We start from the raw sequence: 24874 nt of genomic DNA, 5'->3' as shown, positions 1-24874 counted from the left end.
GTCATGAGCACGCGTACTCAAGTACGCCATGCGCTCACGTGCCCGCACGTCGCCTGCCCCGGGTCGTCCCTCCAGAGCCACCCATGGCGCGACGGCGGTGGTCGCCGTCGCGCCACGGGGGGTCAGGGAGCCACCGCGCGGCCCGTCTGCGGGGAGATCGCTCCCGCGCACAGGCCTCGGGTTGCCAGGGTCTGGGCGATGCGGGGGACGGCCGCCAGGGTGTTGGCCGGCCAGTCGTGCATGAGGATGATCTGGCCGTTGGTGAGGCGGGCGACGGACTGGACGATCGCGTCGGCGCTCGCGCCGTTCCAGTCCTGGGAGTCGACGTGCCAGATGATCTCGGTCAGGCCGTACCGGGCCGCGACCGACTTCACCGTCGCGTTCGTCTCGCCGTACGGCGGGCGGAACAGTTTCGGCGTGCCGCCCCCCGCGCCCGCGATGGCCTGCTGGGTCCGTGAGATCTCGGAGTCGATCTGCGCCTGGCTCAGTTGGGTCAGGTGCGGATGGGTGTAGCTGTGGTTGGCGACCCACATGCCGGCCGTCACCTGGGCCCGGACCAGGGACGGGTTGGCGGCCGCGTACTGGCCCTGGTTGAACATGGTGGCCCGCAGGCCGTTCTGCCGGAGCACGCCGAGCAGTTTCGTCGTGGTGCCGGACGGCCCGTCGTCGAAGGTGAGTCCGACGTAGCCGGCCCCGCAGGCGGCGGCCCGGACCGGGGCGGCGGTCGAGGTCGTGGTGGCCGTGACCGTGAGGGCCGCGGCAGCCGTCGCCGCGAGGGCGGCCTGCACGCGTCGCGCCGTCACGGCCCCACCCTGATGCTGGAGCTGCCGCTGCTCCGGTAACCCTCGGTCGCCATGATCATGTAGTACTTGAAGTTGCCCAGGGGCATCCCGGCCCGGGCCCACGCGTCGAAGTGGTTGCCGGCCGTGATGGTGCCGCCCGTCCGCTTCGACTGCCGCACGCTCCAGTACTGGTCGAAGGTCTTCGTGCCCTCGACGGACGGGGCGTTGTACCGCGTCGTCTTGTAGATGTCGTACGTGCCGCCGTCGCTGGTGACCGTGCCCTTGTACGTGCCCGTGGGCCGGTAGGTGCCCCAGTTGTCGACGATGTAGTACTCGACGAGCGGGTTCGCCGTCCAGCCGTAGAGGGTCAGATAGGCGTTGCCGGACGGGTTGAACGAGCCCGAGTACGTCACGGTGCGGCGCGCGCCGGTGCTCCAGCCCTTGCCGGCGACGAAGTTCCCGGTGTTCCGCCAGGACGTGCTGTAACTGCCGCCGGAGGACAGGGTCATGGAAACCGTGCCCGGCGCGTCCGTCCAGAACGAGTAGTAGTAGCCGTTGTTCGTGCCCGTCTGGTTCGTGGTGACGACGGTGTCGGCGTGGGCGGTGCCCGGCATGGTGAGGGCCGCCGCCGCGACCAGCAGCATGGTGCAGGTGCTGCTGATGAGCAGCCGGAAACGGCCGGATGACTTCTTCATGGGGGTGCTTCCTCCTCGTCCTCGTGGGGTGGGTCGATGGGGGAGCTCTGTCATCCGGGAGTGTTGGCCGGGCCCTGTCAACTGTCAAGAGTTTCGGCGGTCGTTACGAAATGATCGGGACCGGGCCGAAGTCGGTTGTAGTGGATTCCCGCTGGTCAATGGGCGGTTATAGTCTCCGCTGGTTCAAGTTCCTCTCACTCTCCTGCCCTTCTCGTGCGGATGGCAGGGTTCCGTTCCTCGAATGTTTCGACGAGTTTCCGGATGGATCAAGCCGGCACCACGCTGCGGCCCGTCTCGTGGGCGTAGAGCGCCGCACGGTCGTGCAGGGCCGCGTGGACCGCCATCTGGGCGTCACGGCGGCGCTGAGCCGGGCCGTCCGGGAGGTGCAGGATGCCCGCGTTGCCGCGGGAGCCGCGCTGGACCTCGGCGGTGCGCGGGATGCGCAGCGCCTCGTACTGGGCCAGACGCTCGGGGACCGCCCCGGTCGGCACGCCGGCCAGGCAGGCGGCCAGGTCCATCGCGTCCTCGATCGCCTGGTTGGCGCCCTGCGCCATGAACGGGAGCATGGGGTGGGCCGCGTCGCCGAGCAGCGTGATGTGGTCGGTGGACCAGGTCCGCAGCGGCGGCCGGTCGTGCAGCGCCCACTGGTGGGTCGTCTCCACGGCCGCGACGATGTCGGCGACCAGGCCCGTCCACGAGCCGAAGACCGCCCGCAGTTCGTCGGGGTCACCGGGCCGGGACCAGGACTCGCGGGGCGGCGCGTCGGAGGGCAGCGGCACGGTCGCGGCGTAGCTGAGGTACCTGCCGGACGCGACCGGGTAGGCGACGAAGTGCCCGCCCGGCCCGAGCCACAGCCGCACCAGGCGCTCGCGGGCCTCGGCGGGCAACGCCTCCACGGGAACCAGGCCCCGGTAGATGCCCAGGCCCGAGTAGACCGGCTCGTCGCGGCGCAGCGTCTCGCGGACCGTGGAGTGGATGCCGTCCGCGCCGACCACCACGTCCGCCTCGCGCACCGAGCCGTCCTCGAAGGAGAGGCGCACGCCCGCCTCGCCGGGGAGTTCGCGCGCCGCGCTCAGCTTCTGGCCGAGGCCCAGCCGGTCCCGGTCGACCAGGGACAGCAGCGCGTCGTGCAGATGCGCCCGGTGGATCGTCAGATACGGCGCCGCGAACATGCGCTCGCAGTCCGCGCCGAGCGGCGTGCGCGCGATGGGCCGCCCGTTCCAGCCGCGTACCTCCATCGCGTCGATCCGCACCGCGTGCTCCTCCAGCGCCGGGCCCAGGCCGAGGCGCAGCAGCGGGCGGATCGCGTTGGGGGAGAGCTGGACGCCGGCGCCCACCTCGGCCAGTTCACGGGTCTGTTCATGGATCACGTACGGCGTGCCGCTCGCGCTCAGCGCGCCGGCCAGGGTCAGCCCGCCGATGCCCGCGCCGACGATGGCGACCGTCGGCCGCTGCCCGCCGGCCGGCTCCGCGGTGTTCCCGGGCAGCCGCCGCCCTCCTGTGTCTTCGCCCACCAGCACCTCAGGGACCGCCTTCCGGGTCTTCGCGCCCCGTCCGCGCTCCGCCGTACCGCGGGCGACGTGGACGCACTGTCATCGGTCGTGTCCCCGAGCATGTGGCGCCCGCCACCGGGCGGCAACGTCACGCCCCGCCGTGCTGACAACTGTCGCCGCTTGCGTGACGGACGTCATCGAAAGCCCGTCACGCCTGCTGCCGCACCCCCGTCCGGCCCTAACTTCCGGAAGGAGAAGACCGGTTACGACACCTGGAGGCACGCGGTGACACGCGAACGAGAAGTGGAGCGACCGCGGTGACCGCGGTGGCCGTCGAGGGCCTGCTCAAGAAGTACGGGGACCACGAGGCCGTGCGCGGCGTCGACTTCGCCGTCGAGGAGGGCGAGATCTTCGCCCTGCTCGGACCGAACGGCGCCGGCAAGACCACCACCATGGAGATCCTGGAGGGCTTCCGCCACCGCGACGGCGGCGACGTCCGCGTCCTCGGCCGCGACCCCGGCGACAAGGCCGACGGGCGCTGGCTGCGCGGGCAGATCGGGCTCGTGCTCCAGGACATCGCCGTGGAGCCCTACCTGTCGGTGCGGGAGACCATCGCCCGCAACGCCGGCTACTACCCGGCCCCGCGCGACGTCGACGAGGTCATCGGCCTCGTCGGCCTGGAGGAGAAGCGGGACGCGAAGGTCAAGGACCTGTCCGGCGGGCAGAAGCGGCGGCTCGACCTCGCCCTCGGCGTGATCGGCGACCCGAAGCTGCTGTTCCTCGACGAGCCGACCACCGGCTTCGACCCGGGCGCCCGCCGCGGCGCCTGGGAGGTCGTGCGGAGCCTGCGCGACGCCGGCACGACCATCCTGCTGACCACCCACTACATGGACGAGGCGCAGGCCCTGGCGGACTCCGTCGCCGTCATCGCCGCCGGCCGGATCGTCGCCGCGGGCACGCCCGACACCATCGGCGGACGCGACAGCGCCCTCGCCCGGATCCGGTTCGCCCTGCCGGCCGGTGCCGCCATCGACGACGTGCCCATCCCGGTCAGCGACGCCGAGGACGGCCTCGTCACCGCCGAGGCCGAGGAGCCGACCGCCGCCCTGCACCGGCTCACCTCCTGGGCCCTGGACCGGGGCACGCCGCTGGAGCGGCTGACCGTCGAGCAGCCCACCCTGGAGGACGTCTACCTGGGGCTGACCAGTTCGTACGCACAGCAGGACGCCTCGTCCCCGTCCACCGAGCGGGGCAGCACACCGTCCTCGGCGGCGCGTGCGCGCCGGGGGCGCCGACCCGGACGGAGCCGACGATGACCAGCACCCTGCCCCCCACGACCACCGGGACCACCCGGCGGGCCGACCGCGCCGGGCGTGAGCGGCCCGACGAACGGGGCCCCCTCGCCCTCCTCGCCCACCAGATCCGCTACGAGCAGCTGTCGTTCTGGCGCAACCCGCAGTCGATGGTGTTCACCTTCGTCCTGCCCATCGTGATCATCTCGGTCTTCGGCGCCGTGTTCTCCGGCAGTCAGGGCGAGGACTTCTTCTTCGGCCTGAGCGGCCTGGAGTACTACACGCCGACCATCGCGGCCGTCTCCGTCCTGGGCGCCTGCTACGGCCAGCTCGCGATCGTCCTCGCCATGCGCCGGCAGACCGGTGTCCTCAAGCGGCTGCACGCCACCCCGTTGCCCGCCTGGGTGTACTTCGCGGGCCTGCTCGTGCACTGCGTCGTCGTCAGCGTCGTCGACGTGGCGCTGGTCATCGGCATCGGGCGCCTGTACGGGGTGCCGTGGCCCGCCGACTGGCCGGCCCTCGCGCTCACCCTGGTGCTCGGCGCGGCCAGCTTCTGCGCCCTCGGCGTCGGCGTGGCCTCGCTGATCCGCAACTCCGAGGCGGCGCCCGCGGTCGTGCAGTTCATCCAGTTCCCGCTGGTGTTCATCTCCGGCAGCTACTTCCCGATCCACTCGGACGTCATGAACAACATCGCCGGGCTGCTGCCGGTGAAGCCGTTCAACGACGCCATGCTCGCGCCGTTCGCGCACCAGGGCGGCTTCCAGTGGAAGGAACTGGCCGTGCTGGCGGCCTGGGGCGTCGTCGGCGCCCTGATCGCCGTGCGCAGCTTCCGCTGGGACCCGCGCCCCGAGTAGAGCGACCGTCCCGACCCATCGAGGGGGCCTCCTGGAGGCCCCCTCGGCGCTTGCCCCCCCCACATCAGTGCTCCCGGAAGGAACCCCCGCCATGTCCCTCGACCACACCACCCGCCCGCTCACCGCCCCGACCGGGGCCTGGCGCCTCGAACCGGCCGACTCCACGGTGGAGTTCACCGGTCGGCACTTCTTCCTCCTGCCCGTGCGCGGCTCGTTCCCGGTGCGCTCGGGCCACGTCGAGCTGGCCCCGGACGGCACCCTGGTCCGCCTCGACGCCGCCGTGGCCGCCGCGGGCTTCGAGACCGGCAACCCGCAGCGGGACACGGCGGTGCGCGGCCCGCGCTTCCTGGACGCCGAGCGCCATCCCGAACTGCGCCTGACCGGCGAAGGCCTGGCGGACGACCTGAGCCTCACGGCGCGGCTGGAGGTCAAGGGCCGTGCGATCCCGGTGACCTTCACGGTCGACGAGCTCACCGAGCAGGGCGAGCGGGTCGTCGTACGGGCCACCGCCCGGGTCGACCGGCACGCGTGCGGGGTCGGCGGCATGCGCGGGCTGGTCGGAGCGGATCTGCTCGTGCGGGTGCGGGCCGTGTTCGTGCGGGAGGGATGAGCCGCCGCCCTACATGCCGAAGAGGCCCGGCCGGTGAAGGGGAACCCGGCCGGGCCTCCGCGTGGGCGCCCACGGGCGCGGGGGATCACCCCGTGGGTGCCAGGTCGGGTGTGGGTGTGGGTGTGGGTGTGGGTGTGGGTGTGGGTGTCGGTGTCGGTGTCGGTGTCGGTGCGAGCGTCGGCTTCGGCGCCGTTGCCGGGGCGGGGAAGACGTGGGACAGCCAGGCGTAGGTGCGCAGTTCCTCCAGCAGGCTCAGGCCGAGGCGGTTGTGGAGCATGTGCGCGTGCGAGAAGAGGATCATGCCCGGGTGGACCGGCGAGTGGCGCCGGATCTCGTCGGCGTGGGCGGTCAGGGTCTCGTACCAGTCGGTGAACGGGCCGTGGGCGTCCGGAGAGACGCCTGCCGAGGCGGGGTCCTGATCGACGGTGGTGATCCGGTCCAGCAGCTCGTCGGGATGCCCGGCGTCACGCGCCCAGGCCTGCCAGGCGTCCCGGCCGCGCGCGAAGTAGTGGGCCCGCTCGTCCGGGCCGCCGAGGGCGACGGCGGCGGACAGGGTGCCGCGCAGGGCGAGCCGGGCGCGGCGGGCCTCGGAGGTGACGAGCGGGGCCAGGCGGAGGACGAGTTCGCTGGAGCGGTGGAAGAGGGACTCGGCGGCCGGCATGAGGGCCGGGCCGCCGTAGCGCTCGTACTCGGGGTCGTAGTCGGCGCGGTGCACGCCGGGCGGCAGCAGCGCGTGGACGGAGGTGTTGACCCCGGTCTCCCCGGCCGCGGCGAGCCGCGACGCGCCCTGCTGGTACGTCTCCTCCGCGAGCGGCTCCTCGCCGGGTGCGAGCCGGCCCGCCTCCGCGAGCCGGTCCCGCAGGGCTCGCTCCACGCGCGCGTGCGCGTCCGTGCCCTCGGGCAGGTCCGCGACGCGCAGCCGCAGGTGGGGCCCGGACTGCCAGTAGCGGATGAAGAACCAGGGGGTTCCGGGCGGGAGTTCGGCGACCGTGGGGCCGATGACGTCCGTCAGGACGCGGTCGTGGGCGCCACGGGCCGTGGTGCCGAGGTGCAGGTGCCAGGCGCTCCAGCGCTGCGGTGTGGTGGTCATGGGTGTTCCTTGTCCGGTCGGTGGGCTGATCCAGGGCCTTAGGTACGCAGGTCCAGCACGGCACCCCCGGTCTCGCGTGGTACGCCGACCACCGCCGACAGGACGATCGTCTCGTCCTCGCCCAGACCGATGACCTCCTTGGTCTGGATCTCCTTGAACGCCCGGACCGGCCGGGCGAAGAGGCCCTCCGCGGCGGCGGCCAGGCACAGTCCGTGGACCGCCCAGCCGCAGGCGTGCTGGGCGGCGCTCCAGCCGGCCGGGCCGAAACGGGCGAAGAGTTCGCGGGGGCGGATGGAGAAGAAGACGGTGAGGGGGGCGTTGGCGATGCCGCAGCCGTTGACGGGGGTCAGGCCGTAGCCGTAGTTGGCCTCCAGGCCGGCGGGGGCGGTGGGGTCCCGGCGGAGCAGGTGTGAGGTGCCGTCGGAGATGCGGTGGATCCCGGGGGTGTGGCCGCCGATGTGCTGGACGACGGCGGTGACGGTGACTTCGTCGAAGGCGGCGGCGAGGGCCGGGTGCGGTGGGGGGACGCCGAGCCACGCCAGGGCCGTGGTGAGGGTTCTGGTGGGGAGGGGGGTGAGGCACTTGGCCGAGTCCATGCCGTGGAGGGCTCTGGGCATGCGACCGGAGTGGCGGTTCCAGAGGAGTTCGGACCAGGTGGGGGCGTGTGGTGCAGGGGGCAGGGTGGGGGGTACGGCGGTGGTCATGGGTGCGGGTTCGTTGTGGCTGAGCGCGCAGTTCCCCGCGCCCCTGAGGGCACCTCTGTTGACGTCGATCACATTCCTGAGCGACGGATCCCACTCAGGGGCCGGCGGCTCCGTTTCAGTCGGTCGGCGTGCGGAGGGGTGTGGTTGGTCTACGTCGACCAGCCACGGCAGGGACCACTCCCAGGTCTGCTCCACGCCCAGCTCGCGCAGCAGCTCCGGGCCGTCCGCCGTCGGCGGGGTCAGCGTCGCCGGTACCCCGAAGAGCTCCAGGCCCAGGCTCAGCGCGCGCAGCACCATGCCCGTCTCGATGGCCACCAGCGAGCCCCGGAACCACTGGTACGCCAGGGGGATCGCGGTGTAGCGGCCGGTCAGGGCGATGCGGGTGGGGGTGCCGGTGCCGGGGCCCGTGAGGGTGTGGTGGGTCGGTTCCAGCAGGCGCCAGTCACCGCCGTCCCCCACGAAGGCGTGGACCGGGAACAGGCAGCGCGGTGAGGCGTAGGGGCGGTGTTCGTTGTACGGGTTCTCCGGTTCGCGGCGCAGGGGAGCGAACGTGGTGGTCAGGGCGTGGGCCAGGGCGTCCGGTGAGGCCGGACCGCCCGGGGCCGGGACGTGCGGGTACGGGAGCGCCGACAGGCGGTCCGTCGTGCCCGGTGGCAGCGGGGTCGCCGGGCCCGCCGGGCGTGGGGGCGGGGGCGGCACGTGGGAGTCGGGCGGCGGGGTGGCCGCCCAGGTCCACGGCGGTGGTTCCGGGGCGTCGTCGCCGGTGCCGTAGGCGTACCAGAGGGGCTCGCGGGCGATGCTGTTGTCGCCCTCGGGGCCCGGCAGGTCGACCGGGGCACGCCGCGTCCAGGGCTCGGCGGGGGCCGTCACGGGAACGGGTGCGGGTCGTAGGGGATCGCCCGGTGCTCCTGGCCCGTGCCGCGCAGGGCGGCGCGCAGCCGGGGCAGTCCGTCCAGGCGCTGCTGGGCGTGGCCGAAGCACATCGGCACGATGCCGGGGACGACGGCACGGGCGACCGCGATACCGGCGTCGGCGTGCTCCCGGCTGGTCTGGTCGACGATGACGATCCGGTCCAGTCCCGCGTCGGCGAAGAGGGAGGCCACGTACCGGAGGGTGCCGCGCACGTCACCGCCGGCCGCGCGCTCCAGCCGTCCCGGCCAGTCCGGGAACGCCTCCTCCAGGGTGACGGCCGGGCCGCCGAGTCCCGCCAGGGCGCGGTCGCGGGTCTCGGGGATGGAGGAGAAGCGGACGTGGTCCTCCAGCTCCTCCACCAGCCAGGGGTCCTCGACCATCCGTTCCACCTGCTCGCGCGTCCAGTCGACCGGGTTGGTGACGAGCTGGGCGACCTCGCGCAGCGCGCCGCGGATCGCGGACTCGGGCTCGGCGCCCGAGCCGGCGGAGGAGAAGGTCGCCGGGAAGGGGTCCTTCTCGTTCACGGCGATCACCCACACCACCGGCAGTCCGATGTCCCGGGTGGCGACCAGGAGATGGACGTCGTAGCCACGGGCCCTGATCAGCTCGACCATGGCCCGGCTGGTGGGGTCGGTGAGCGTGCCGACCGGGATGTGGGGGAGCGGCTCGGCCCGGTACCAGGAGGTCAGGAAGGCGTCTCGTTCCGCCAGTTCGAAGAGGGAGTGCAGCGCGGCCTCTTCGTAGTTGGCGCCGACCGCGCAGCCGCTGGAGCAGTCGAAGAAGTAGTGCCGGCGGTTCGCGGCCCCGGCCACGCGCGCCGCGCGCCGGTCCCGGCGGAACGCGTACTCGTACTGGTAGAAGGCGTGGTCGGCCGGGACCAGCAGGGGAGTGCCGTCGGCCACGTCGTGGCCCCAGGCCCAGTCCATCGGGGTGTCGGCGGTGAACGGGGTGGCCCTGCTGGTCGGGTGGGCGAGCTGCTCGGCGGTGTAGCGGCCGAGGCTGCCCGGGTCGACGGCCCGTTCGGCGACCTCGCGGTAGGAGCGGCCGGTCAGCAGGGGGATGTCGTAGGGGTAGCCGCCGAGTCGCTCGTACGCCTCCAGGACGGCGACCGGTTCGGTCTCCGTGAACGTACGAGCCCTGCCGTGCCCCATGGCCGGGGCGTCGGCGACGACGGCCATGCTCATCGCGAACGGGGCGTGCGACTCGCGCAGGATCGCGCGGACCGGCCCGAACCGGTCGTCGACGAGCCGGTCCCGCAGGAAGCCGGGCTCGACGAGACGGCTCGCCGCGGTACGGGTGGCGTCCCCGGGGACGGCGGGCCGGGAGCGCAGGGGGCGGGGTGCCGGGGACTCGGTCGCCACCAGGTCCTCGGGGGAGGGGCCGCAGGCCGGGCAGTGGAAGCTGCGGGCGATGCGGTGCCGGCGGGTGCCGCGGACCGTCACCGAGTAGGCCTCGCCCGGCGCGAGGGGGTGGGAGGCCAGGTGGTCCAGGCCGGTGCGCAGGAGCTCGGGCAGGAGGGGCGCGGGCGCTGCCGGGACGCGGGTGGCCTGGGTGAGGTCGCCCACGAGCGGGTGGTCGAGGACGGTGCGTTCGCGCACCTCGGCGCAGGCGGCGCAGCCGGACGTGGTGCCGGGCGCCCACAGGGGGCCCACCATGACCTCGTCGTCGTAGACCCGCACGGACAGGTGCGGGCCCGTCGCCCGGGTGACGCGGTCGCGCTCCCAGTCCAGGTCCCAGCCGAGGTTGACGCAGACGGTGGCCCCGGTGGCGCGGGCCAGGGGCGCGAGGGCGGGCAACCAGTCGTCGTACGCCGTCACCGGCAGGGCGGGACCGGCCTGCACGGCGGTCGACGGCTCAGTGGTCGACGGCTCGGTGGCCAACGGTTCAGTGGCCGGCATCGGTGGCCTCCTCGGCGGTCGTGGGGACGGCGTGGGCGGTCACCGGGCCATGCCAGAAGGGGAGTTCGCCGAGCACCGGGTCGGTGCGGCGGGGCTGCCCCTCGTGGACGGCGCGGGCCGTGAGCTGCTCGCGCAGCGCCGCCCGCGTCGTGCCGTCCGCGGTCAGCAGGGCGTCGGTGGAGAGCCGGCCGGCCGTGCCGCCGGTCTGCGCCACGGCCAGTGCCGTGCACAGCGCGGCGTACGTCGCCTCCGCGGCGGTCGGGCCCCAGCCGGCGCCGAGCGGACGCCCGTCGACGGTGACCTCGGCCAGCGGCCAGCCGACCCCGGCGTACCGGGAGACGGCGAGGACCGGTTCGGCCTCGCCGAGCAGCGCCCGCAACTCGGCGGCGATGCGGTGGCCTTCGGCGTGCAGCGGGGCGTCCGTGTCGAGGACGTCGCCGTCCGTCCGGGCGAGTCGGCGCAGGGCGCCGTCCAGCAGCCAGTGCTCGCGGGTGAGGCCCGCAGCGGGGGTCCCGGTCGCGTCGGTGGCGCGGTCGCGCAGGGCGGCCAGGGCGGCGGCGATGGTCGCCGTCTCCTGGTGGGCGGCCCATGCGGTGACCGTGCCCGTGCGGTCCGCCCGGTGCTCCGCCGCGCGCAGGGCGACGGGCATCTGCGGCAGGTCCTCGCCCTGGGCGGAGGCGAAGAGGCCGGTCCAGCGGGCGGTGAGCACGCCGGCGGCGTCGAGCGCGTCCTCGGGGGCGGGGAGGGGTTCGGCGGGGGCGTCGGCGAGACGGACGGCGACCGCTTCGCTCACGGGGGCGCCCGTGACGGTGACGCGGTCGGCCGTCAGATCGTGGCCGTGCACGACGTGGGCCTCGCCGGGCTCCGCGACACTCGTGAGGGTGTCGGTCAGGAGCTGTGCGGCGAGGGCTCCCGCGAGGGAGTGGGCGATCGGCCCGGTCGCCGGTTCGACGCCCTCGGCGTCCGCCCAGGCCCTGGCCCGGTCCCGGAAGACCTGCCAGACGCCGGGCGCGACTCCGACGGGCCCGACCAGCACCGGCCCGGGCCCGAGCAGCACGGGCACGTGCAGCGTGCCGTCCTCCTCGATCCACGTCCGGTCACCGTCGAGGAACTCGACGACGACCCTGGGCACGCCCTCGGCCGTCACAGATGCCGTCACCGCCGGGCCGCCGACGGGAGTTGTGGCACCGTGTCCGTTCACCGCCGGGCCGCCGACGGGAGTTCGCGTACCGGGTTCTGTCACCGCCGGGTCGCCGACGGGAGTTCGCGTACCGGGTTCTGTCACCGCCGGGTCGCCGACGGGAGTTCGTGTACCGGCATCCACCGCCGGGTCGCCGGCGGGAGTCAGAGGGTGCTGCACCGCCGGGTCGCCGACGGGAGTCAGAGGGTGCTGCACCGCCGGGTCGCCGGCGGGAGTCGGAACAGGGCGCACCGCCGGGGCGCCGGCGGGGATCAGGGCGCGGGAGCCGCCTGCCGATCCGCTCCTGCCGGACAGCAGGGCGGGGTCCGCGTACATCGCGGGGTCGCAGACCGGGACCAGGGGCGTCGGCGGCGTCACCGGGACGGCCGTCGCCGTCACGTCGGCCACGCCCGCCCGGCGCAGCCCGCGCAGGGCCGGAGCCGTCGCCGTCGTCGGGCCGTGCAGCCGCACCCGGGCCCGGCGCAGACGGGCGAACGCCGCGTACGGGTCGTCGAGGCGGGCGGTGAGGCGGGCCAGCGTGTCGGCGTGCCGGGCGGCCAGTTCGGCCGGCGGTTCCGGCTCGGTGAGCGTGGCCGGGTCGAGCAGCAGGCCGTTCTCCCGGAGCTTGCCCAGAAGGTGCCGTACGGCGGGCCGGGCCCGCTCGGTGCCGAACTCGGCGACCAGCGCGTCCTCCGTCGTCCCCGCCCGCAGCAGCGGCACGCAACCGTCCGCCACCGCGTACAGCAGCTCCGAGCCGCGCAGCACGAACTGCCCGCGCGTCCCGCTGAAGTAGACGCCCCCCGGCACGGGCGCGTAGTGCAGCCCGGGCCGGGCCCTGAGCGGCGCGGCGGTCGGGGGCGACTCGACCGCGCTCCTCTCCACATCGGTCACGGTCATGGCCGGACTCCTTCCGCTGCCCCGTTGTTCGCCGGGTCGTACACGAAGCGGCCACCGGCCCGCCGCCCCACCTCGAGCACCCACTCCGTGGCATGTGTGCCGTCGGTCACGCCGGGCAGGGCCTCCTCCAGATAGCTCGTGCCGGCGCCGCGGCGCTCCAGCATCCGCGGCAGGACCCGCACCGCGAGCGCGCTGGACAGGTCGACGTACTGCGGCTTCTGCGCCAGGCGTTTGGACTGGACGTCGGGGGCGCCCACCGAGAGCGGGCCCTCGTCCTCCGGCGCCGACTTGATGACGACCTCCTCGGGGACGCCGTGGCGGGAGCGCCAGGCGGTCAGTCCGAGGAGCCGCTCGTGTTCGTCGGGCCCGGCGGCCACCGCCGTGTCCAGTTCGGCACCGCCGTACCAGCGGCGGCGCCCGATGAGGACGTCGCCGACCGCCATGCGCGGAGCGACACGGGTGTGCTTGGCATCCCACGGGGTCGCCGCGTGCCAGGAGTTGGGCAGACTGTTGAAGAGCCGGCCGCTGATCACCAGGCCGGAGGCGACCGACAGCGGCGGCGGGAACAGGCCCGGGTGGCCGGTGCCCAGCGGCAGCACCCGCAGCGGGGCGCCGTCGATGTCCTCGACCCGCAGCGTGTCGGTCTCCGGGTCGTGCGCAAGGCGCAGCGTGAACCAGTCCTCGGCCGAGAGGCCGCCCGGCAGCACCGGCGTGTGCGCGTTGACGTTGAGGCGGTGCAGGCCCAGGTCCTCGGTGACGCGGGTGCCGTCGTGGCCGTAGAAACGGGTCAGATGGTCGGCCAGGCGGGGCAGGGCCCGGCCGCCCTGGCGGCGGTCGGCCTCCAGGAAACGCGCGTACAGCATGCCGTGGCCCGGCAGTCCGTCATTGAGGACGAGGTGGTCGCCGGCCTGCTGGAGCAGCACGCCGTAGATCAGCGGGTCGCTGCGGAAGCGGTCGGGCAGCGCCCGGGTCAGCTCGGCGACGTCCGCCGCGGTGAGCCGCAGGGTGTCCTCACCGGCCTGGGCCGTCTTGGTGAGGAGGGCGTGCACCTCCTCGGACAGCTCGCGGCGCAGCAGGTACATGCGCTCCAGGCAGCCGTCCGCCGGTCCGATCCCGGACAGCGCGGCGGCCTGGCCGGTGCCCTCGGGCCCGTACACGGCGGCCATCGCGGCGGCCCGCCGGGAGACCTCCCCGACGATGAACGCCGCGTGCTCGGCGAGCGGCACGTTCGCCCCGGCCCCGAACCGTTCCACGAACGCGGCGGTCATCAGGACCCGTACGTCGTGCAGCCAGTCGAAGACGGTCAAGAGCTCCACCGCGGGGCCGAGGTCGCCCAGCGGGGCGTGCCAGTCGGAGGCCGTCACCTTGAGCGGCGGCATGACGTAGTCCTCCTCGACCGTGATGTGCGCCGGGCGGCCCGCCGCCTGGCTGAACCGGCCGAGGTCGCCGCGCAGTCCGGCCAGCAGCGCGCCCCGCTCGGCGGCCGGGGCCTCGGTCACCCGGGGCAGCCCGGCACGCACCCGCTTCGCCAACTCCCTCGCTCCGGGCGGCTGCTCGGCGTCGGCAAGCGTCAGCAGGTCGTCGTAGTCGCCCGCGGCGGACTCCTCCTCGGGCCTGCTGAACGTGCACAGCACGCCCTGGTGCAGGGCCTGCCGCACGCGCCGCTCGGCCTCCTCCGCGGGGCAGCCGGCCCGGGCGGCGACGTGCGCGACGACCGCCGGGAACCTGCGCGGCCCCATCGACAGCGCGTCGAGCAGATCGCCCACGGGCCCGTCGAGCGGGACCGCGAGACGGTGCATGCCCTGCTCGGAGAACTTCAGGAAGAACAGCTTGCCCGTCTCCGGGTCGGGGGCCGAGGTGGGCGGCATCCCCACCCACAGCGCGGTCGGGTCGGTGTCGTCGGTGGGCAGGCCGCCGAGGACGTAGTGGAGCATGACCCGGTCCAGGCCCGGCACGGCCCGCGCGCCGGTGAAGGGCACGTCGCCGGGGCGGACGGCCTCCGGGTCGCCGGCCGGGGCCGGTTCGGCGATGCCCACCGCGGTGAACCGGGAGAGCGGGCTGGTGCGCACCATCGCCCGGGTCACGTACTGGATCAGGCCGCGCTCCGACTTGCGGGTACGGGCGGACACCTTGCCCGGGCCCTCGACCGCGGCCCGGTAGCGCTCGGCCTCCTGGTGCACCTCGGGGGCGATGAGGGCGAGGGAGCGCAGCAGGTCGCCGTCGCCCAGCAGGGCGGCCAGCACGGCGCGTTCGCGGTCGGCCGCGGCCGGGTAGCCCCGCGTGATCGTGGTGCGCAGCCGCTCCCGCCCGGTCCAGGCGGCCAGCCAGCGGGCCACCGACGGGGTCGCTTCGAGGCTCTCGGGCGTCTTCTTGGGGGCGCGGCCGTTGTGGATGGCGCGGCGCAGCGCGATGAGCTCGCGCCGCTCGGCGTCCGAGGCGGCCGCGCCGATCCGCTCGTACAGCTCCTGCGAGCAGACCTCGGCGGCCTCCGCCAACTCTGCTTCCGCCGTAGCGAGTTCACCGAGCAGGCGGCGCTGCTCCGGGTCGGCGAGGCGGGCCCTGCGCAGCGGGTTGACGCGCAGGAACCACTGGGGTTCGGGGCTGGTCATCGCGGGGCTCCCCTCTCTTCCGTGGCGGTGAGGCGCTCCCGCCAGCTGCTGCCGAGCACCTCGTCGACGGTCTCGGCGAGCGCGAAGCACATGTAGTAGCGCTGCATCGGCGAGACCGTGAGCAGGGGCAGCTGCTGGTAGAAGAGGTTCGTCAGCAGGCGGTAGGCCGCGAAGAACGGGGACGGGGTGCTGATCGCCCCCGAGCCGTGCACGGTCCGGTGGAAGTCGGTGTCCGGCTGCTCGCCGCGCGGCACCACCGTCTCCGCTCCGGGCGGCCCCATCCGGCTGCGGTCGACGCCGTCGGTGACGGAGTCGAGCAGGTCCGGGGTGAGGGCGCCCGTGGCGACCGCGTGGTCCAGGACCCCGGCGCCGTAGGCGAACGCCGTGCGCCACTGGGCCGCCGCCGGGGACACCGCGCCGTTCAGGCGCTGTTCGACGACCTCCCGGATGCGGGGGCCCTCCTTGGCGAGGCGCTCCCGGAAGACCGGGCGCATGTCCTTGCGCGGGGCCGCCCAGGCGAGGAAGGCCTCCACGTGCGAGCGGGGCGAGAACACCCCGTAGGCAGGCCCCAGGGCGTGGGTGTCGACGAGGGCGGTGAACGCCTCCGCGAGGCGGACCGTGCCGCTGCCCGGCTCCTCGGCCATCCCCTCGATCATCGTCAGTACCGGCGTCGCGAGGGCGCCGTACACGACCGTGCGCAGGGCGTCGAGGCGCGGCTCCCGGGAGCGCAGCGCGGGATCGCCGGGTGCGACGCGCAGCACCGCGCCGTGCTCGCGCAGCGGCAGGTACGGCGGCTCCACCGCTTCGAGGCGGCCGAACTCGCGGGCCTGGTCCAGATACACCTCCTCGGTCAGCGCCCGGGCCGGGTCGAGGGGGCCGGCGTCCAGCGCGGCCTCGATCTGCGCCCAGTCGACGGCGCCGCCGGGCGGCACCGCGCCGGCCGGGGCGAGCACGTCGACGTGCGGTCCGTGCAGCCAGCCGCGCCGCACCTGCACGCCGGGCACGCCCCGCTCGCCCAGTGCGCGGGCGACCGGGACGACGTGCCGGGCCAGCCAGGCCGGTGTCACCGGCATCCGGGTATGGAGTCGCACCCCCGTCAGGCCGGCGGAATCCGGCCTCACGGCAATGCGCTCCGGAGCGTGAACCCCCATGTCCTTTCACCTTCCGAGAAGAGCCACAATGAATTCGTGAACCTGAATCCCATGATTGGCGCCGGTAATTCGAGCCGGAAGGGAAAAAGGTCCGGCGCTTACATACGTCATCGTTTCCGTGACGCCCGGCCACGGGCCAGGATGACGGAATGTTGCATTCCGCTTCGAGGGCGCCGGTGGGCTGGTTCGAGGGTGCCGGTGAACTGGCCGGAAACCGCCAAGAAGGCAGGTCGGCCGGTGTATTCTCCGCGAGTGACATCTACGTCCCCCACAACGCCCCCCACCCCGTCCGCCACGGACGCCGAGTGCCTCGCCCTCACCCGCAACCTGCGCCGCCGAGGCGTGGCCGTGCTCTCCGTGTTCGGCCTGATGTGGGCCGTGGCGGCGGCCTCCGGGACCGGTTCGGCGACGGATGTCGCGCCGCTCGCCATCGAGGTGGCGGCGCTGCTGATCACCGCGGCGGCGATCTACCTGGGGTACCGCAAGGACGCCGCGCCCTCGCCCCGGACGGTGGACCTTCCGGCCAACTGGGCGCGCGGCGTGGGCATCGTCAACACCATTGAGCTGGCGGCCATCTTCGCCGTCATCGCCGCGTCCAACGCCGCGGGCCGGCCCGAGGTCATCCCCGCGGGCATCGCCCTCGTCGTGGGCCTGCACTTCTTCCCGCTCGCCCGCCTGTACGACCAGTGGCAGTACCGGTGGACGGCGTCGCTGCTGACGGTCGTCGCGGTGGCCGGGTTCGGGCTCGTCGCGGCCGGCCTCGCGAGCGAGACCGTGCGGATCGCGGTGGGCCTGGGCAGCGCGGTGGTGCTGTGGGCCTCGTCGTACCACCTGGCCCTGCGCGGCTGACCTTCTGAGGGATCCGAACGCAAGGATGTGCCCGACCGGCCGAGGCCGGACAGGCGCATCCTTGACGCGTTCAGGCTGTGGTGCTTGTGCCCTGACGCTGGTTCAGCAGGCCGAGCAGGTGCTGGACGAGGAGGACGAGGTGCCGATCGAGCCGCTGGAGGCGCCCATCTCCGGCAGGGCGACGCCGTCGGTGACCTCGAGGGTCTCCAGCTCGTCCGCGTCGAAGCCCTCGAACGCCTTGTCCGCGTCCTGGTTCTTGATGTCCTTGGCGGTCATGTCGAAATCCTTCCGAAGATCCTGGGTGAGTGGTTCAGCAGGCCGAGCAGGTGCTGGGTGAGGCTTCAGCAGGCCGAGCAGGTGCTGGAGGACGAGGAGGAGGTGCCGATCGAGCCGCTGGAGGCGCCCATCTCCGGCAGGGCGACGCCGTCGGTGACCTCGAGGGTCTCCAGCTCGTCCGCGTCGAAGCCCTCGAACGCCTTGTCCGCGTCCTGGTTCTTGATGTCCTTGGCGGTCATGTCGCATTCCTTTCGTCGAGGCCGTCGATTCCGTCACCGGATATCTCGGCCGTGAATTCCTGGTCGCCTTCCGGGATTTGTTTCCTTCCCGTCCGGCTCTGACATCCATATTGCTCGGGCAATCACCCCGGCGCCAGGGTCCGAGGCCGCCGGCTGACATTTATCACGGGGTGGATGACTTTTCGCCGCCGCCGGGATTTCCGGGCTCGTCGAGCGGAATTGCCCAGTCAGGGCTGTTCACCATGTGCCATTCCTCGCCCGGGTCCGCGGGCGGCTCGGTGCCGCCGGCCGGCGTACCCAGGAGGAAGTCGCCCACCGAGGACTCCTGGAGGTAGTCCAGGCCCAGCACCCTCGCCGACAGGTCGGCGTCGCCGTTGCCCAGCCCGCAGGGCGCCAGGCCCATCGCCGTGGCCACCAGGTACATGGTCTGGTAGAGCACCCCGGTGTGCCGCAGCGTGGTGGCGTAGGCCATCGCCCGGTACTTCCACGCCATCCGCTGGAAGCGCGAGGTCACCGTGAAGAGCACGTCGGGGTGGACGTCGAAGCCCACCGAGCGGGACGCGACGCCCAGCAGCGCCCGCCGGTCCGCCTCCTCGGCGCTGACCAGGACCAGGCGGTGCGCGTAGGAGTCGTAGTGGTAGACGCCCGGCTCCAGCCCGTCGCAGCGCAGCACCGTGACGTACAACTCCAGTTCGTACAGCGAGCCGCCGCTCGGGTACGGCCGTGAGACGACCTCGTCCTCGCCGGGCGAGCCCGGGCCCGGGGTGCGGTGGACTCGCACGCGCTGCACCCGGTACAGGAACGCGCCCAGCTCGCGGGCCGTCAACGCCCGCTCCCCGAAGGCGCGGTGGGAGCGCCGGGACTCGATGGCGGCGGTCAGTGACGGGTCGGCGGCGTCGAGCTCGGCGCGGCGCGGGCGGTACAGCTCGGTCACCGGGCCGGGCGGCGCGGGCTTCACGGCGGGCAGCGGGTCGATCTCGCCCTGATAGGGGTAGACGGCGCCGAAGACGCCGTCGTAGCGCCCGGAGCGCACGCGCGAGTGGAACAGCAGATCGTGGAAGTCCCACTGCCGCAGCACCGGTTCGCAGTCGGAGGCGAATGTGCCGTCCGGGCCGGCGACCTCGGCGAAACCAAGGCCGACCAGGTGCGACAGGACGTCGAGAGTCTCCGCCTCGCTCAGCCCGGTGACCTCCCCGGCGCTCCCCGCCCGGCCCGGCTGCCCCAGGGCGGCGGCGAGTTCACGCGCAGCCCGGTCGACCAGCACCGCGCGGAACTTCACCAGCGGTGACTCCAGGACCAGCACGCCCTCGCGGGAACGGCAGAACGCGAACCGGGAGAGGCGGACGCGGTCCCCGGCGGCCACGTCCGCGACGCGGTGCCCGGCATCCCGCGCGGTCGGCTCCAGCCGCAGCAACTCCCGCCGCAGCGGCGGTTCGTCATGCGTCAGCACGCTGTACGCCAGCAGCTGCCCGGCCCGCTCCAGCAGGGCGTCGGCCCGCTCCCGGCCGGCCGCGTCGAGACCCTCGTACAACTCCGCCCGCGGCAGCGGCCCTTCGGCCAGCCGGAGCAGGACCGTACGCAGCGGGCCGCGCACCGGGCGCAGGACGAGGGAGGTGACGGGCCCCCTCAGCAGCGCGGTGTGCGTGCCGTCGTCGAACGTCACCCGCACATCGGTGCGCAGTGCCCGGGCGGCGGACCCGGGGGGTTTCTCGGTGATCGCTTTCGTGCCTGCGGGATTCATCGGGCCTCCGGTGCTCGACTCGCGTGGGCGGACCTGTCGAAATCCACTCTGCGGCCCGCTACACCGGCTCCCCCCGCACCGGCCGCACCGAATGACAGTCGCCATTCCCGCTCGTGACCGGGGTCATGGAATGCATGACAGATGACAGGGGCGGACTTCGATCGCTCGGACATTCGGCACCCGAAGCGCATGCTCGGGACAGGAATTCTCTCCGCAACTCACCGACAGTGAAGGAAAACCTCGTGTTCAGTCGTCGGCATGCGATACGTCTCGGTCTCACCACCGGCGCCGTCGGCGCGGTCGGCGCGGCGGGCGGGGTCTTCCGGACGCTCACCGCCGGACAGCCGGCCGCGGCCGCCGCCGTACAGCCGGTCGCCGGCGCGGCGGCCGGGAAGACAGCACCGGCCGGCGCCGCGGCCGCCCCGGTCGAACCCTTCTCGCTGCCCCTGACGACCCCGCCGGTCCTGGCCCCCTACCGCCGCACCAAGACCGCCGACTTCTACCGGATCACGATGCGCCGCGCCGGCGTGGAGATCCTGCCGGGCACCCGCACCGACGCCCTGACCTACAACGGCTCGTTCACGGGCCCCACCATCCGCGCCCGCACCGGACGCACCACCGTCGTCCAGCAGGTCAACGCGCTGGACATGCCGACCTCGGTGCACCTGCACGGCGGCAACAACCCGGTGGCGCACGACGGCGGGATGATGGACACCATCGCCCCCGGCCGCAAGCGGACCTACGTCTACGAGAACAAGCAGCCCGGCGCCACCCTGTGGACCCACGACCACGCGCACCACATGGAGTCCGAGCACGTCTACCGGGGCCTGTCGGGCCTCTACCTGCTGCGCGACCCCGCCGAGGACAAGCTGGGCCTGCCGTCCGGGAAGTACGACATCCCGCTGGTGCTGCGCGACGCGCACTTCGACGCGGGCGCGCAGATGGTCTACACGATGGACGACGCGGAGAACCGCACGACCATCCTGGTCAACGGCCGCCCCTGGCCCTACCTCAAGGTCGAGGCGCGCAAGTACCGCTTCCGGCTGGTCAACTCCTGCAACCTGCGCATCTTCATCCTCGCGCTGTCCGACGGCTCGGCCACCCAGCACCCCGTGCGGCAGATCGGCACCGACGGCGGACTGCTCGCCGCGCCCGCCGAGACGCCCGTGCTGGTCCTGTCGCCGGGGGAGCGCATCGACTTCGTCGTCGACTTCTCGAAGTACGCGCCCGGCACCAAGCTCACCCTCGCCAACATGCTGGGCCCCGGCCCGACGGAACTCGTCGGCCAGGTCATGCGGTTCGACATCGGCGAGCGCACCGCCGACACCAGCAGGGTGCCGGACACCCTCGCCACGCTGCCGGCCCTGCCCGAGCCGACCGTGGAGCGCGACTTCGAGCTCTCCATGGACGAGCCCGGCTCCGGTGGCCACCAGGCCTACATCAACGGCAAGACCTTCGACCCGGACCGCATCGACACCCACATCCAGTGGGGCAGCACCGAGGTGTGGACGGTCACCAACAGGAGCGCGACCGTCCCGCACAACTTCCATACGCACCTGGTGCGGTTCCGCATTCTCGAACGAGACGGGCAGCCGCCCTATCCGGCGGAGACCGGCTGGAAGGACACCGTGCTGCTCTTCCCCGGCCAGACGGCGAAACTCCAGCTCACCTTCGATTCGCACCGCGGCGTCTATCCGTACCACTGCCACATGATCGACCACAGCGCCATGGGAATGATGGCGCAGATGAAAATCGCCTGATTCCCGGAAACGCCTCTTCCCAAAGGCGTTTCGCGATTCCCGGAATACATCTCCTGATTTCTGGAGAGGAGGACCATGACCACCGAAGCCATTCCCCGCTCCTCTGCGCGCCGCGTCCTCGCGGCGCTGGGCAGGGACCCGACCCGCATCGTCCTGCACCGGCCGGAACGGACGGTGACGGCAGGCGAGTTGCGCGCGTCCGTCCTGGGCAGCGCAGCGCTCCTGCACTCCCACGGCGTCCGCCCCGGCACCACCGTCGCCGTCCTGACCGGCCCCAACCACCCGCTGATGCTCAGCGCCCGCTACGCCGTCCATCTGCTCGGCGCCACCTCCGTCTACGTCCGCTCGATGAACCCGCGCACGGACACCGAGACCTTCTCGGTCGCCACCCAGACCGGGCTCCTGCGTGACCTCGGGGTGTCACTGCTGCTGGTGGACGACACGGACGAGGAGAGCACGGCCCGCGGCCGATGGCTGGCGCGGCGCAGGCCCGGCCTGACCGTGCGGGCGATCCCGCGCACGGCGAACGGGCACGACACCGTGCCACCGGCCCCACCGCCGCGCCCCGACGACCTGGCCGTCGTCGACTTCACCAGCGGCAGCACCGGCCGGCCCAAGATGGTCGCCCAGCGCTACGGCACCCGCGAACACCTCGTCGACCGGCTGGCCTCCGGCCTCGACCCCCGGGGCCCGGCGACGCTGCTGTCGGTCACACCCGTCAGCCACACGACGGCACCCATGGCCGACGCCGTGCTGTGCTCAGGCGGCACGGTCGTCCTGCACGACGAGTTCGACGCCGACGCGACCCTGACGGCGATCGCCGAACTGGGCGTCACCGACGTCTACTTGGCGGTGCCCCACCTGTACCGCCTGCTCGACCACCCGCTGGTCACCTCGTTCGACCTGTCCTCGCTGCGCCGCATCACCTACAGCGGCACCCCGGCCGCCCCCGAGCGGGTCCGGCAGGCGGTCCAGGTCTTCGGCGACGTCCTCATCCAGGTGTACGGCACGACGGAGGCGGGCGGCATCAGCAGTCTCACGCCGCTCGACCACCGAGAACCCGAACTGCTGGGCTCGGCGGGCCGGCCCTTCCCCTGGGTGCGCGTCGAGATCCGGGCAGCGGATTCCGGCGCCCCTCTGGGCCGCGGCCGGACCGGTGAGATCTGGATCAACTCGCCCACGGTGTCAGCCGGTTACCTCGACGACGCGGAGCTGACCCGGGCGACCTACCGGGACGGCTGGCTGCGCACCGGCGACCTCGGGCACTGGGACCGCTACGGCTACCTCCGGCTCGACGGCAGGGTCGGCGACGTCATCAAGCACGGCGGCCTCAAGCTCGACCCGGCCGCCATCGAGGCGGCACTGCTCCAGCACCCGCAGGTGCGGCAGGCGGCGGTGTTCGGCGTACGCGACGAGGACCTGGTGGAGCAGGTCCACGCCGCCGTCGAGCTCCACTCCGGGGCCGGCCACACCTCCTGCGACCTGCGCGGCTACGTCGCCGCGACGCTCACCCCGGAACACGCCCCGGTCGGCGTCTCGGTCTGGCCCGAGCTCCCGCTGACACCGTCCGGCAAACCGGACCGGGCCAGATTGCGGGAGGTCACCGCGCCGGTGCGGACCCGGTCGAGGGGGGCGGGGCCGCCCGCCGAGCCGCGCGGCACCGGTCCGCCCGACCCCGGCGGCTCCGCCGGACCAGACGCCCGCCGGGCCACCGACCGGCGTACGCGTACCGATCCGCGCAACAGAAAGGGCATCCCATGACCGCATTCGGCCACTTCGCCAGGTCGCTGAGGCTGCGGCGGCTCTACCGCCACAGCACGGCAGGCCTGATGATCACCCCTCTCGACCACTCGATCAGCGACGGACCCGTCGCTCCCAAGGGCACGAGCCTCGACCACCTCGCCGGGCAGCTCGCCGCCGGCGGCGCGGACGCGGTCGTCGTGCACAAGGGCAGCGTCCGGCACATCAGCCCGGAGCGGTTCGCCGCGATGTCGCTGATCATCCACCTCAACGCGTCCACCAGCCAGGCGCTCGACCCCGACGCCAAGTACGTGGTGACGCAGGTGGAGGAGGCCCTCCGGCTCGGCGCGGACGCGGTGAGCGTCCACGTCAACGTCGGCTCGGACGACGAACGGCAGCAGATCGGCGACCTCGGACGGATCGCAGACGCCTGCGACCGGTGGAACCTGCCGCTGCTCGCCATGGTGTATCCGCGCGGCCCCCGGGTCACCGACCCGCGCGACCCGGACCTGGTGGCGCACGCAGTCACCGTCGCCTCCGACCTGGGCGCGGACCTGGTCAAGACCGTCTTCCTCGGCTCGACCGCGGAGATGCTCGACCTGACCGCGGCCTGCCCGGTGCCCGTCCTCGTCGCGGGCGGTCCCGCGATGCCCACCGAGGAGGACGTGCTGGCCTACGTCCGGGACGCCCTGGCCGGCGGCGCGGGCGGGGTGGCGATGGGCCGCAACATCTTCCAGGCCTCCGACCCGCGGCAGCTCGCGGCCAAGGTCGCCCGGCTGATCCACCACTTCCCGGAGCAGCACTTCGCCCCGCTCGCCTTCCCGGCCGACGCGCACCGGGCCGAGCGGCTGACCCCCGATCACCTGGACGCCCCGGCCCACCTCGGCGCGCCCGGCTCCCCGCTCGACCACGACACGCACCACCTCTCCGACCCTTCGTACTCCTCACACCCGACAGGAGGTCCGCATCATGACGGACGCAAAACTGTGCTGGCTTGACATTCGCGGAGCCGGCACCGCCACCCAGGCCGTCCTCGAAGAGGCCCTGCACCAGCGCATCGACGGCATCGTCGCCGCCGACCCGGCCGCCTTCGCCGGTCTGCCGCCCACCGTCCGCAAGGTCCTGCTCTTCGAGGACGGGCTCGACGCCGTCCCCGCCGACCTCGGCGCCGCCGACCTGGTCGTCGTCCCGGGCCCCCGCGAGGAGCGGGCCGCGCTCCAGGAGGCCCACCCGGACGTGGAGTTCGGCCGCTACGTGGAGATCGTCGACGCCGACACCCTGGAGGACGCCTGCCTCGCGGCCCGCCTGGAGCCGTGGAGCGTGCTCGACTTCCGCGACCCCACCAAGATCCCGCTGGAGATCGTGATCGCCGCCGCCACCGGCGCCCCCGGATCCATCATCACCACCGCGTCCAACACCGAGGAGGCCGAGATCATCTACGGCGTCCTGGAACTGGGCTCGGACGGCGTCCTGATGCGGGCCAACACCGTCGGCGACGCCACCGCCCTGCGCACCGCCGCCAGCGCCCGGGGCGGCGAGATCGACCTGGTCGAACTCACCGTCACCCGGACCACGCACATCGGCATGGGGGAGCGGGCCTGCGTCGACACCACGACCCACTTCCGCAAGGACGAGGGCATCCTCGTCGGCTCGCACTCCAAGGGCATGGTGCTGTGCGTCAGCGAGACCCACCCGCTGCCGTACATGCCGACCCGGCCCTTCCGGGTCAACGCCGGCGCCCTGCACTCGTACACCGTCTCGCAGGCCGGCCGCACCCACTACCTCAGCGAACTCCACGCCGGCAGCAAGGTGCTGGCCGTCGACGTCAAGGGCCGCACCCGGCCCGTCAGCGTCGGCCGCGTCAAGATCGAGACCCGTCCGCTGATCTCCATCGACGCGGTCGCCCCGAGCGGGCAGACGGTCAACCTGATCCTCCAGGACGACTGGCACGTACGTGTCCTCGGCCCGAACGCCGCCGTCCTCAACTCCACGGAGCTGAAGCCCGGCGACACCATCCTCGGGCACCTGCCCACGGCCGACCGCCACGTCGGCTACCCGATCGACGAGTTCTGCCTGGAGAAGTGACCCCGGCACCTCCCCGC

General features: G+C 73.3%; 20 protein-coding genes and 1 CRISPR repeat array. Of the genes, 8 read left to right on the top strand and 12 right to left on the bottom strand.

What is annotated here, in order from left to right; all coding sequences use genetic code 11:
• Positions 1 to 122 precede the first annotated feature (122 nt).
• The 3 genes from QOL88_RS16900 to QOL88_RS16890 form a co-directional block, all read right to left on the bottom strand.
• Entirely contained in the window at positions 123 to 803 is a 681-nt protein-coding gene (locus tag QOL88_RS16900; protein WP_097217214.1) for a polysaccharide deacetylase family protein, read from the bottom strand.
• Positions 800 to 1477: an endo-1,4-beta-xylanase XynA gene (gene xynA / locus QOL88_RS16895; RefSeq protein ID WP_097217213.1), complete on the bottom strand. Its 678-nt coding sequence runs from the start codon at positions 1475 to 1477 to the stop codon at positions 800 to 802. The genes QOL88_RS16900 and xynA overlap by 4 nt, the downstream gene beginning before the upstream one ends.
• A 266-nt stretch (positions 1478 to 1743) precedes the next feature.
• Complete coding sequence (locus tag QOL88_RS16890; RefSeq protein WP_097217212.1) at positions 1744 to 2997, bottom strand: FAD-dependent monooxygenase; 1254 nt, start codon at positions 2995 to 2997, stop codon at positions 1744 to 1746.
• 290 nt (positions 2998 to 3287) lie between these two features.
• On the opposite strand from QOL88_RS16890, the gene QOL88_RS16885 reads away from it, so the two are divergent.
• The 3 genes from QOL88_RS16885 (at position 3288) to QOL88_RS16875 (ending at position 5726) form a co-directional block, all read left to right on the top strand.
• Positions 3288 to 4286 (top strand): ABC transporter ATP-binding protein, encoded by a 999-nt coding sequence (locus tag QOL88_RS16885; protein WP_097217211.1) that lies wholly within the window; start codon positions 3288 to 3290, stop codon positions 4284 to 4286.
• Entirely contained in the window at positions 4283 to 5116 is an 834-nt protein-coding gene (locus QOL88_RS16880) for an ABC transporter permease (protein ID WP_097217210.1), read from the top strand. Before QOL88_RS16885 ends, QOL88_RS16880 begins: the two co-directional genes overlap by 4 nt.
• A 91-nt stretch (positions 5117 to 5207) precedes the next feature.
• Positions 5208 to 5726 (top strand): YceI family protein, encoded by a 519-nt coding sequence (locus QOL88_RS16875; RefSeq protein WP_097217209.1) that lies wholly within the window; start codon positions 5208 to 5210, stop codon positions 5724 to 5726.
• Between the two features lie 85 nt (positions 5727 to 5811).
• Here the strand turns inward: QOL88_RS16875 and QOL88_RS16870 are convergent, their stop codons facing one another.
• From QOL88_RS16870 to QOL88_RS16845, 6 genes are all read right to left on the bottom strand, one after another.
• Positions 5812 to 6816, bottom strand: a complete 1005-nt coding sequence (locus QOL88_RS16870; protein WP_283445897.1) for a thiopeptide-type bacteriocin biosynthesis protein — start codon at positions 6814 to 6816, stop codon at positions 5812 to 5814.
• Between the two features lie 38 nt (positions 6817 to 6854).
• On the bottom strand, positions 6855 to 8390 hold the full coding sequence (locus QOL88_RS16865; RefSeq protein WP_097217207.1) for a nitroreductase family protein: 1536 nt from the start codon (positions 8388 to 8390) through the stop codon (positions 6855 to 6857).
• Positions 8387 to 10330 carry a TOMM precursor leader peptide-binding protein gene (locus tag QOL88_RS16860; RefSeq protein ID WP_097217206.1) on the bottom strand — a complete coding sequence of 648 codons (1944 nt, stop codon included), beginning with the start codon at positions 10328 to 10330 and terminating at the stop codon, positions 8387 to 8389. The genes QOL88_RS16865 and QOL88_RS16860 overlap by 4 nt, the downstream gene beginning before the upstream one ends.
• On the bottom strand, positions 10317 to 11477 hold the full coding sequence (locus QOL88_RS38850; protein ID WP_441349294.1) for a hypothetical protein: 1161 nt from the start codon (positions 11475 to 11477) through the stop codon (positions 10317 to 10319). Before QOL88_RS38850 ends, QOL88_RS16860 begins: the two co-directional genes overlap by 14 nt.
• Positions 11478 to 11486: 9 nt before the next feature.
• Positions 11487 to 11783: direct repeats of the CRISPR family, unit length 24 nt; unit sequence CACCGCCGGGTCGCCGACGGGAGT.
• A 620-nt stretch (positions 11784 to 12403) separates the two neighbouring features.
• A complete protein-coding gene (locus QOL88_RS16850) occupies positions 12404 to 15016 on the bottom strand; it encodes a lantibiotic dehydratase (protein ID WP_097217204.1) in 2613 nt (870 codons plus the stop codon).
• A complete protein-coding gene (locus QOL88_RS16845) occupies positions 15013 to 16089 on the bottom strand; it encodes a hypothetical protein (protein WP_179878882.1) in 1077 nt (358 codons plus the stop codon). Before QOL88_RS16845 ends, QOL88_RS16850 begins: the two co-directional genes overlap by 4 nt.
• Positions 16090 to 16419: 330 nt before the next feature.
• Between QOL88_RS16845 and QOL88_RS16840 the strand changes: the two genes are divergently transcribed.
• Positions 16420 to 17016, top strand: coding sequence for a hypothetical protein (locus QOL88_RS16840; RefSeq protein WP_257027796.1), 597 nt, complete (start codon positions 16420 to 16422; stop codon positions 17014 to 17016).
• Positions 17017 to 17118: 102 nt separating this feature from the next.
• Here QOL88_RS16840 and QOL88_RS16835 read toward each other — a convergent pair whose 3' ends face one another.
• From QOL88_RS16835 to QOL88_RS16825, 3 genes are all read right to left on the bottom strand, one after another.
• Positions 17119 to 17292, bottom strand: coding sequence for a thiazolylpeptide-type bacteriocin (locus QOL88_RS16835; protein ID WP_078615318.1), 174 nt, complete (start codon positions 17290 to 17292; stop codon positions 17119 to 17121).
• A 65-nt stretch (positions 17293 to 17357) separates the two neighbouring features.
• Positions 17358 to 17531, bottom strand: coding sequence for a thiazolylpeptide-type bacteriocin (locus tag QOL88_RS16830; protein WP_078615318.1), 174 nt, complete (start codon positions 17529 to 17531; stop codon positions 17358 to 17360).
• 163 nt (positions 17532 to 17694) lie between these two features.
• On the bottom strand, positions 17695 to 19272 hold the full coding sequence (locus QOL88_RS16825) for a SagB/ThcOx family dehydrogenase (protein ID WP_097217203.1): 1578 nt from the start codon (positions 19270 to 19272) through the stop codon (positions 17695 to 17697).
• A 242-nt stretch (positions 19273 to 19514) separates the two neighbouring features.
• Here QOL88_RS16825 and QOL88_RS16820 point away from each other — a divergent pair, with 242 nt between their 5' ends.
• The 4 genes from QOL88_RS16820 to QOL88_RS16805 all read left to right on the top strand — a co-directional run bounded on the left by QOL88_RS16820 (position 19515) and on the right by QOL88_RS16805 (position 24857).
• Complete coding sequence (locus tag QOL88_RS16820) at positions 19515 to 21032, top strand: multicopper oxidase family protein (protein WP_097223037.1); 1518 nt, start codon at positions 19515 to 19517, stop codon at positions 21030 to 21032.
• Positions 21033 to 21107: 75 nt separating this feature from the next.
• Complete coding sequence (locus tag QOL88_RS16815) at positions 21108 to 22793, top strand: class I adenylate-forming enzyme family protein (RefSeq protein ID WP_097217202.1); 1686 nt, start codon at positions 21108 to 21110, stop codon at positions 22791 to 22793.
• Positions 22790 to 23770, top strand: a complete 981-nt coding sequence (locus QOL88_RS16810; protein ID WP_097217201.1) for a 2-amino-3,7-dideoxy-D-threo-hept-6-ulosonate synthase — start codon at positions 22790 to 22792, stop codon at positions 23768 to 23770. The genes QOL88_RS16815 and QOL88_RS16810 overlap by 4 nt, the downstream gene beginning before the upstream one ends.
• Positions 23742 to 24857, top strand: a complete 1116-nt coding sequence (locus QOL88_RS16805; protein WP_031104993.1) for a 3-dehydroquinate synthase II — start codon at positions 23742 to 23744, stop codon at positions 24855 to 24857. The genes QOL88_RS16810 and QOL88_RS16805 overlap by 29 nt, the downstream gene beginning before the upstream one ends.
• Positions 24858 to 24874: the final 17 nt, after the last annotated feature.

It is taken from the genome of Streptomyces sp. Ag82_O1-12 (genome assembly GCF_900182715.1).
GTDB lineage: Bacteria > Actinomycetota > Actinomycetes > Streptomycetales > Streptomycetaceae > Streptomyces > Streptomyces massasporeus.
This window is presented reverse-complemented; position numbering and strand designations above follow the sequence as displayed.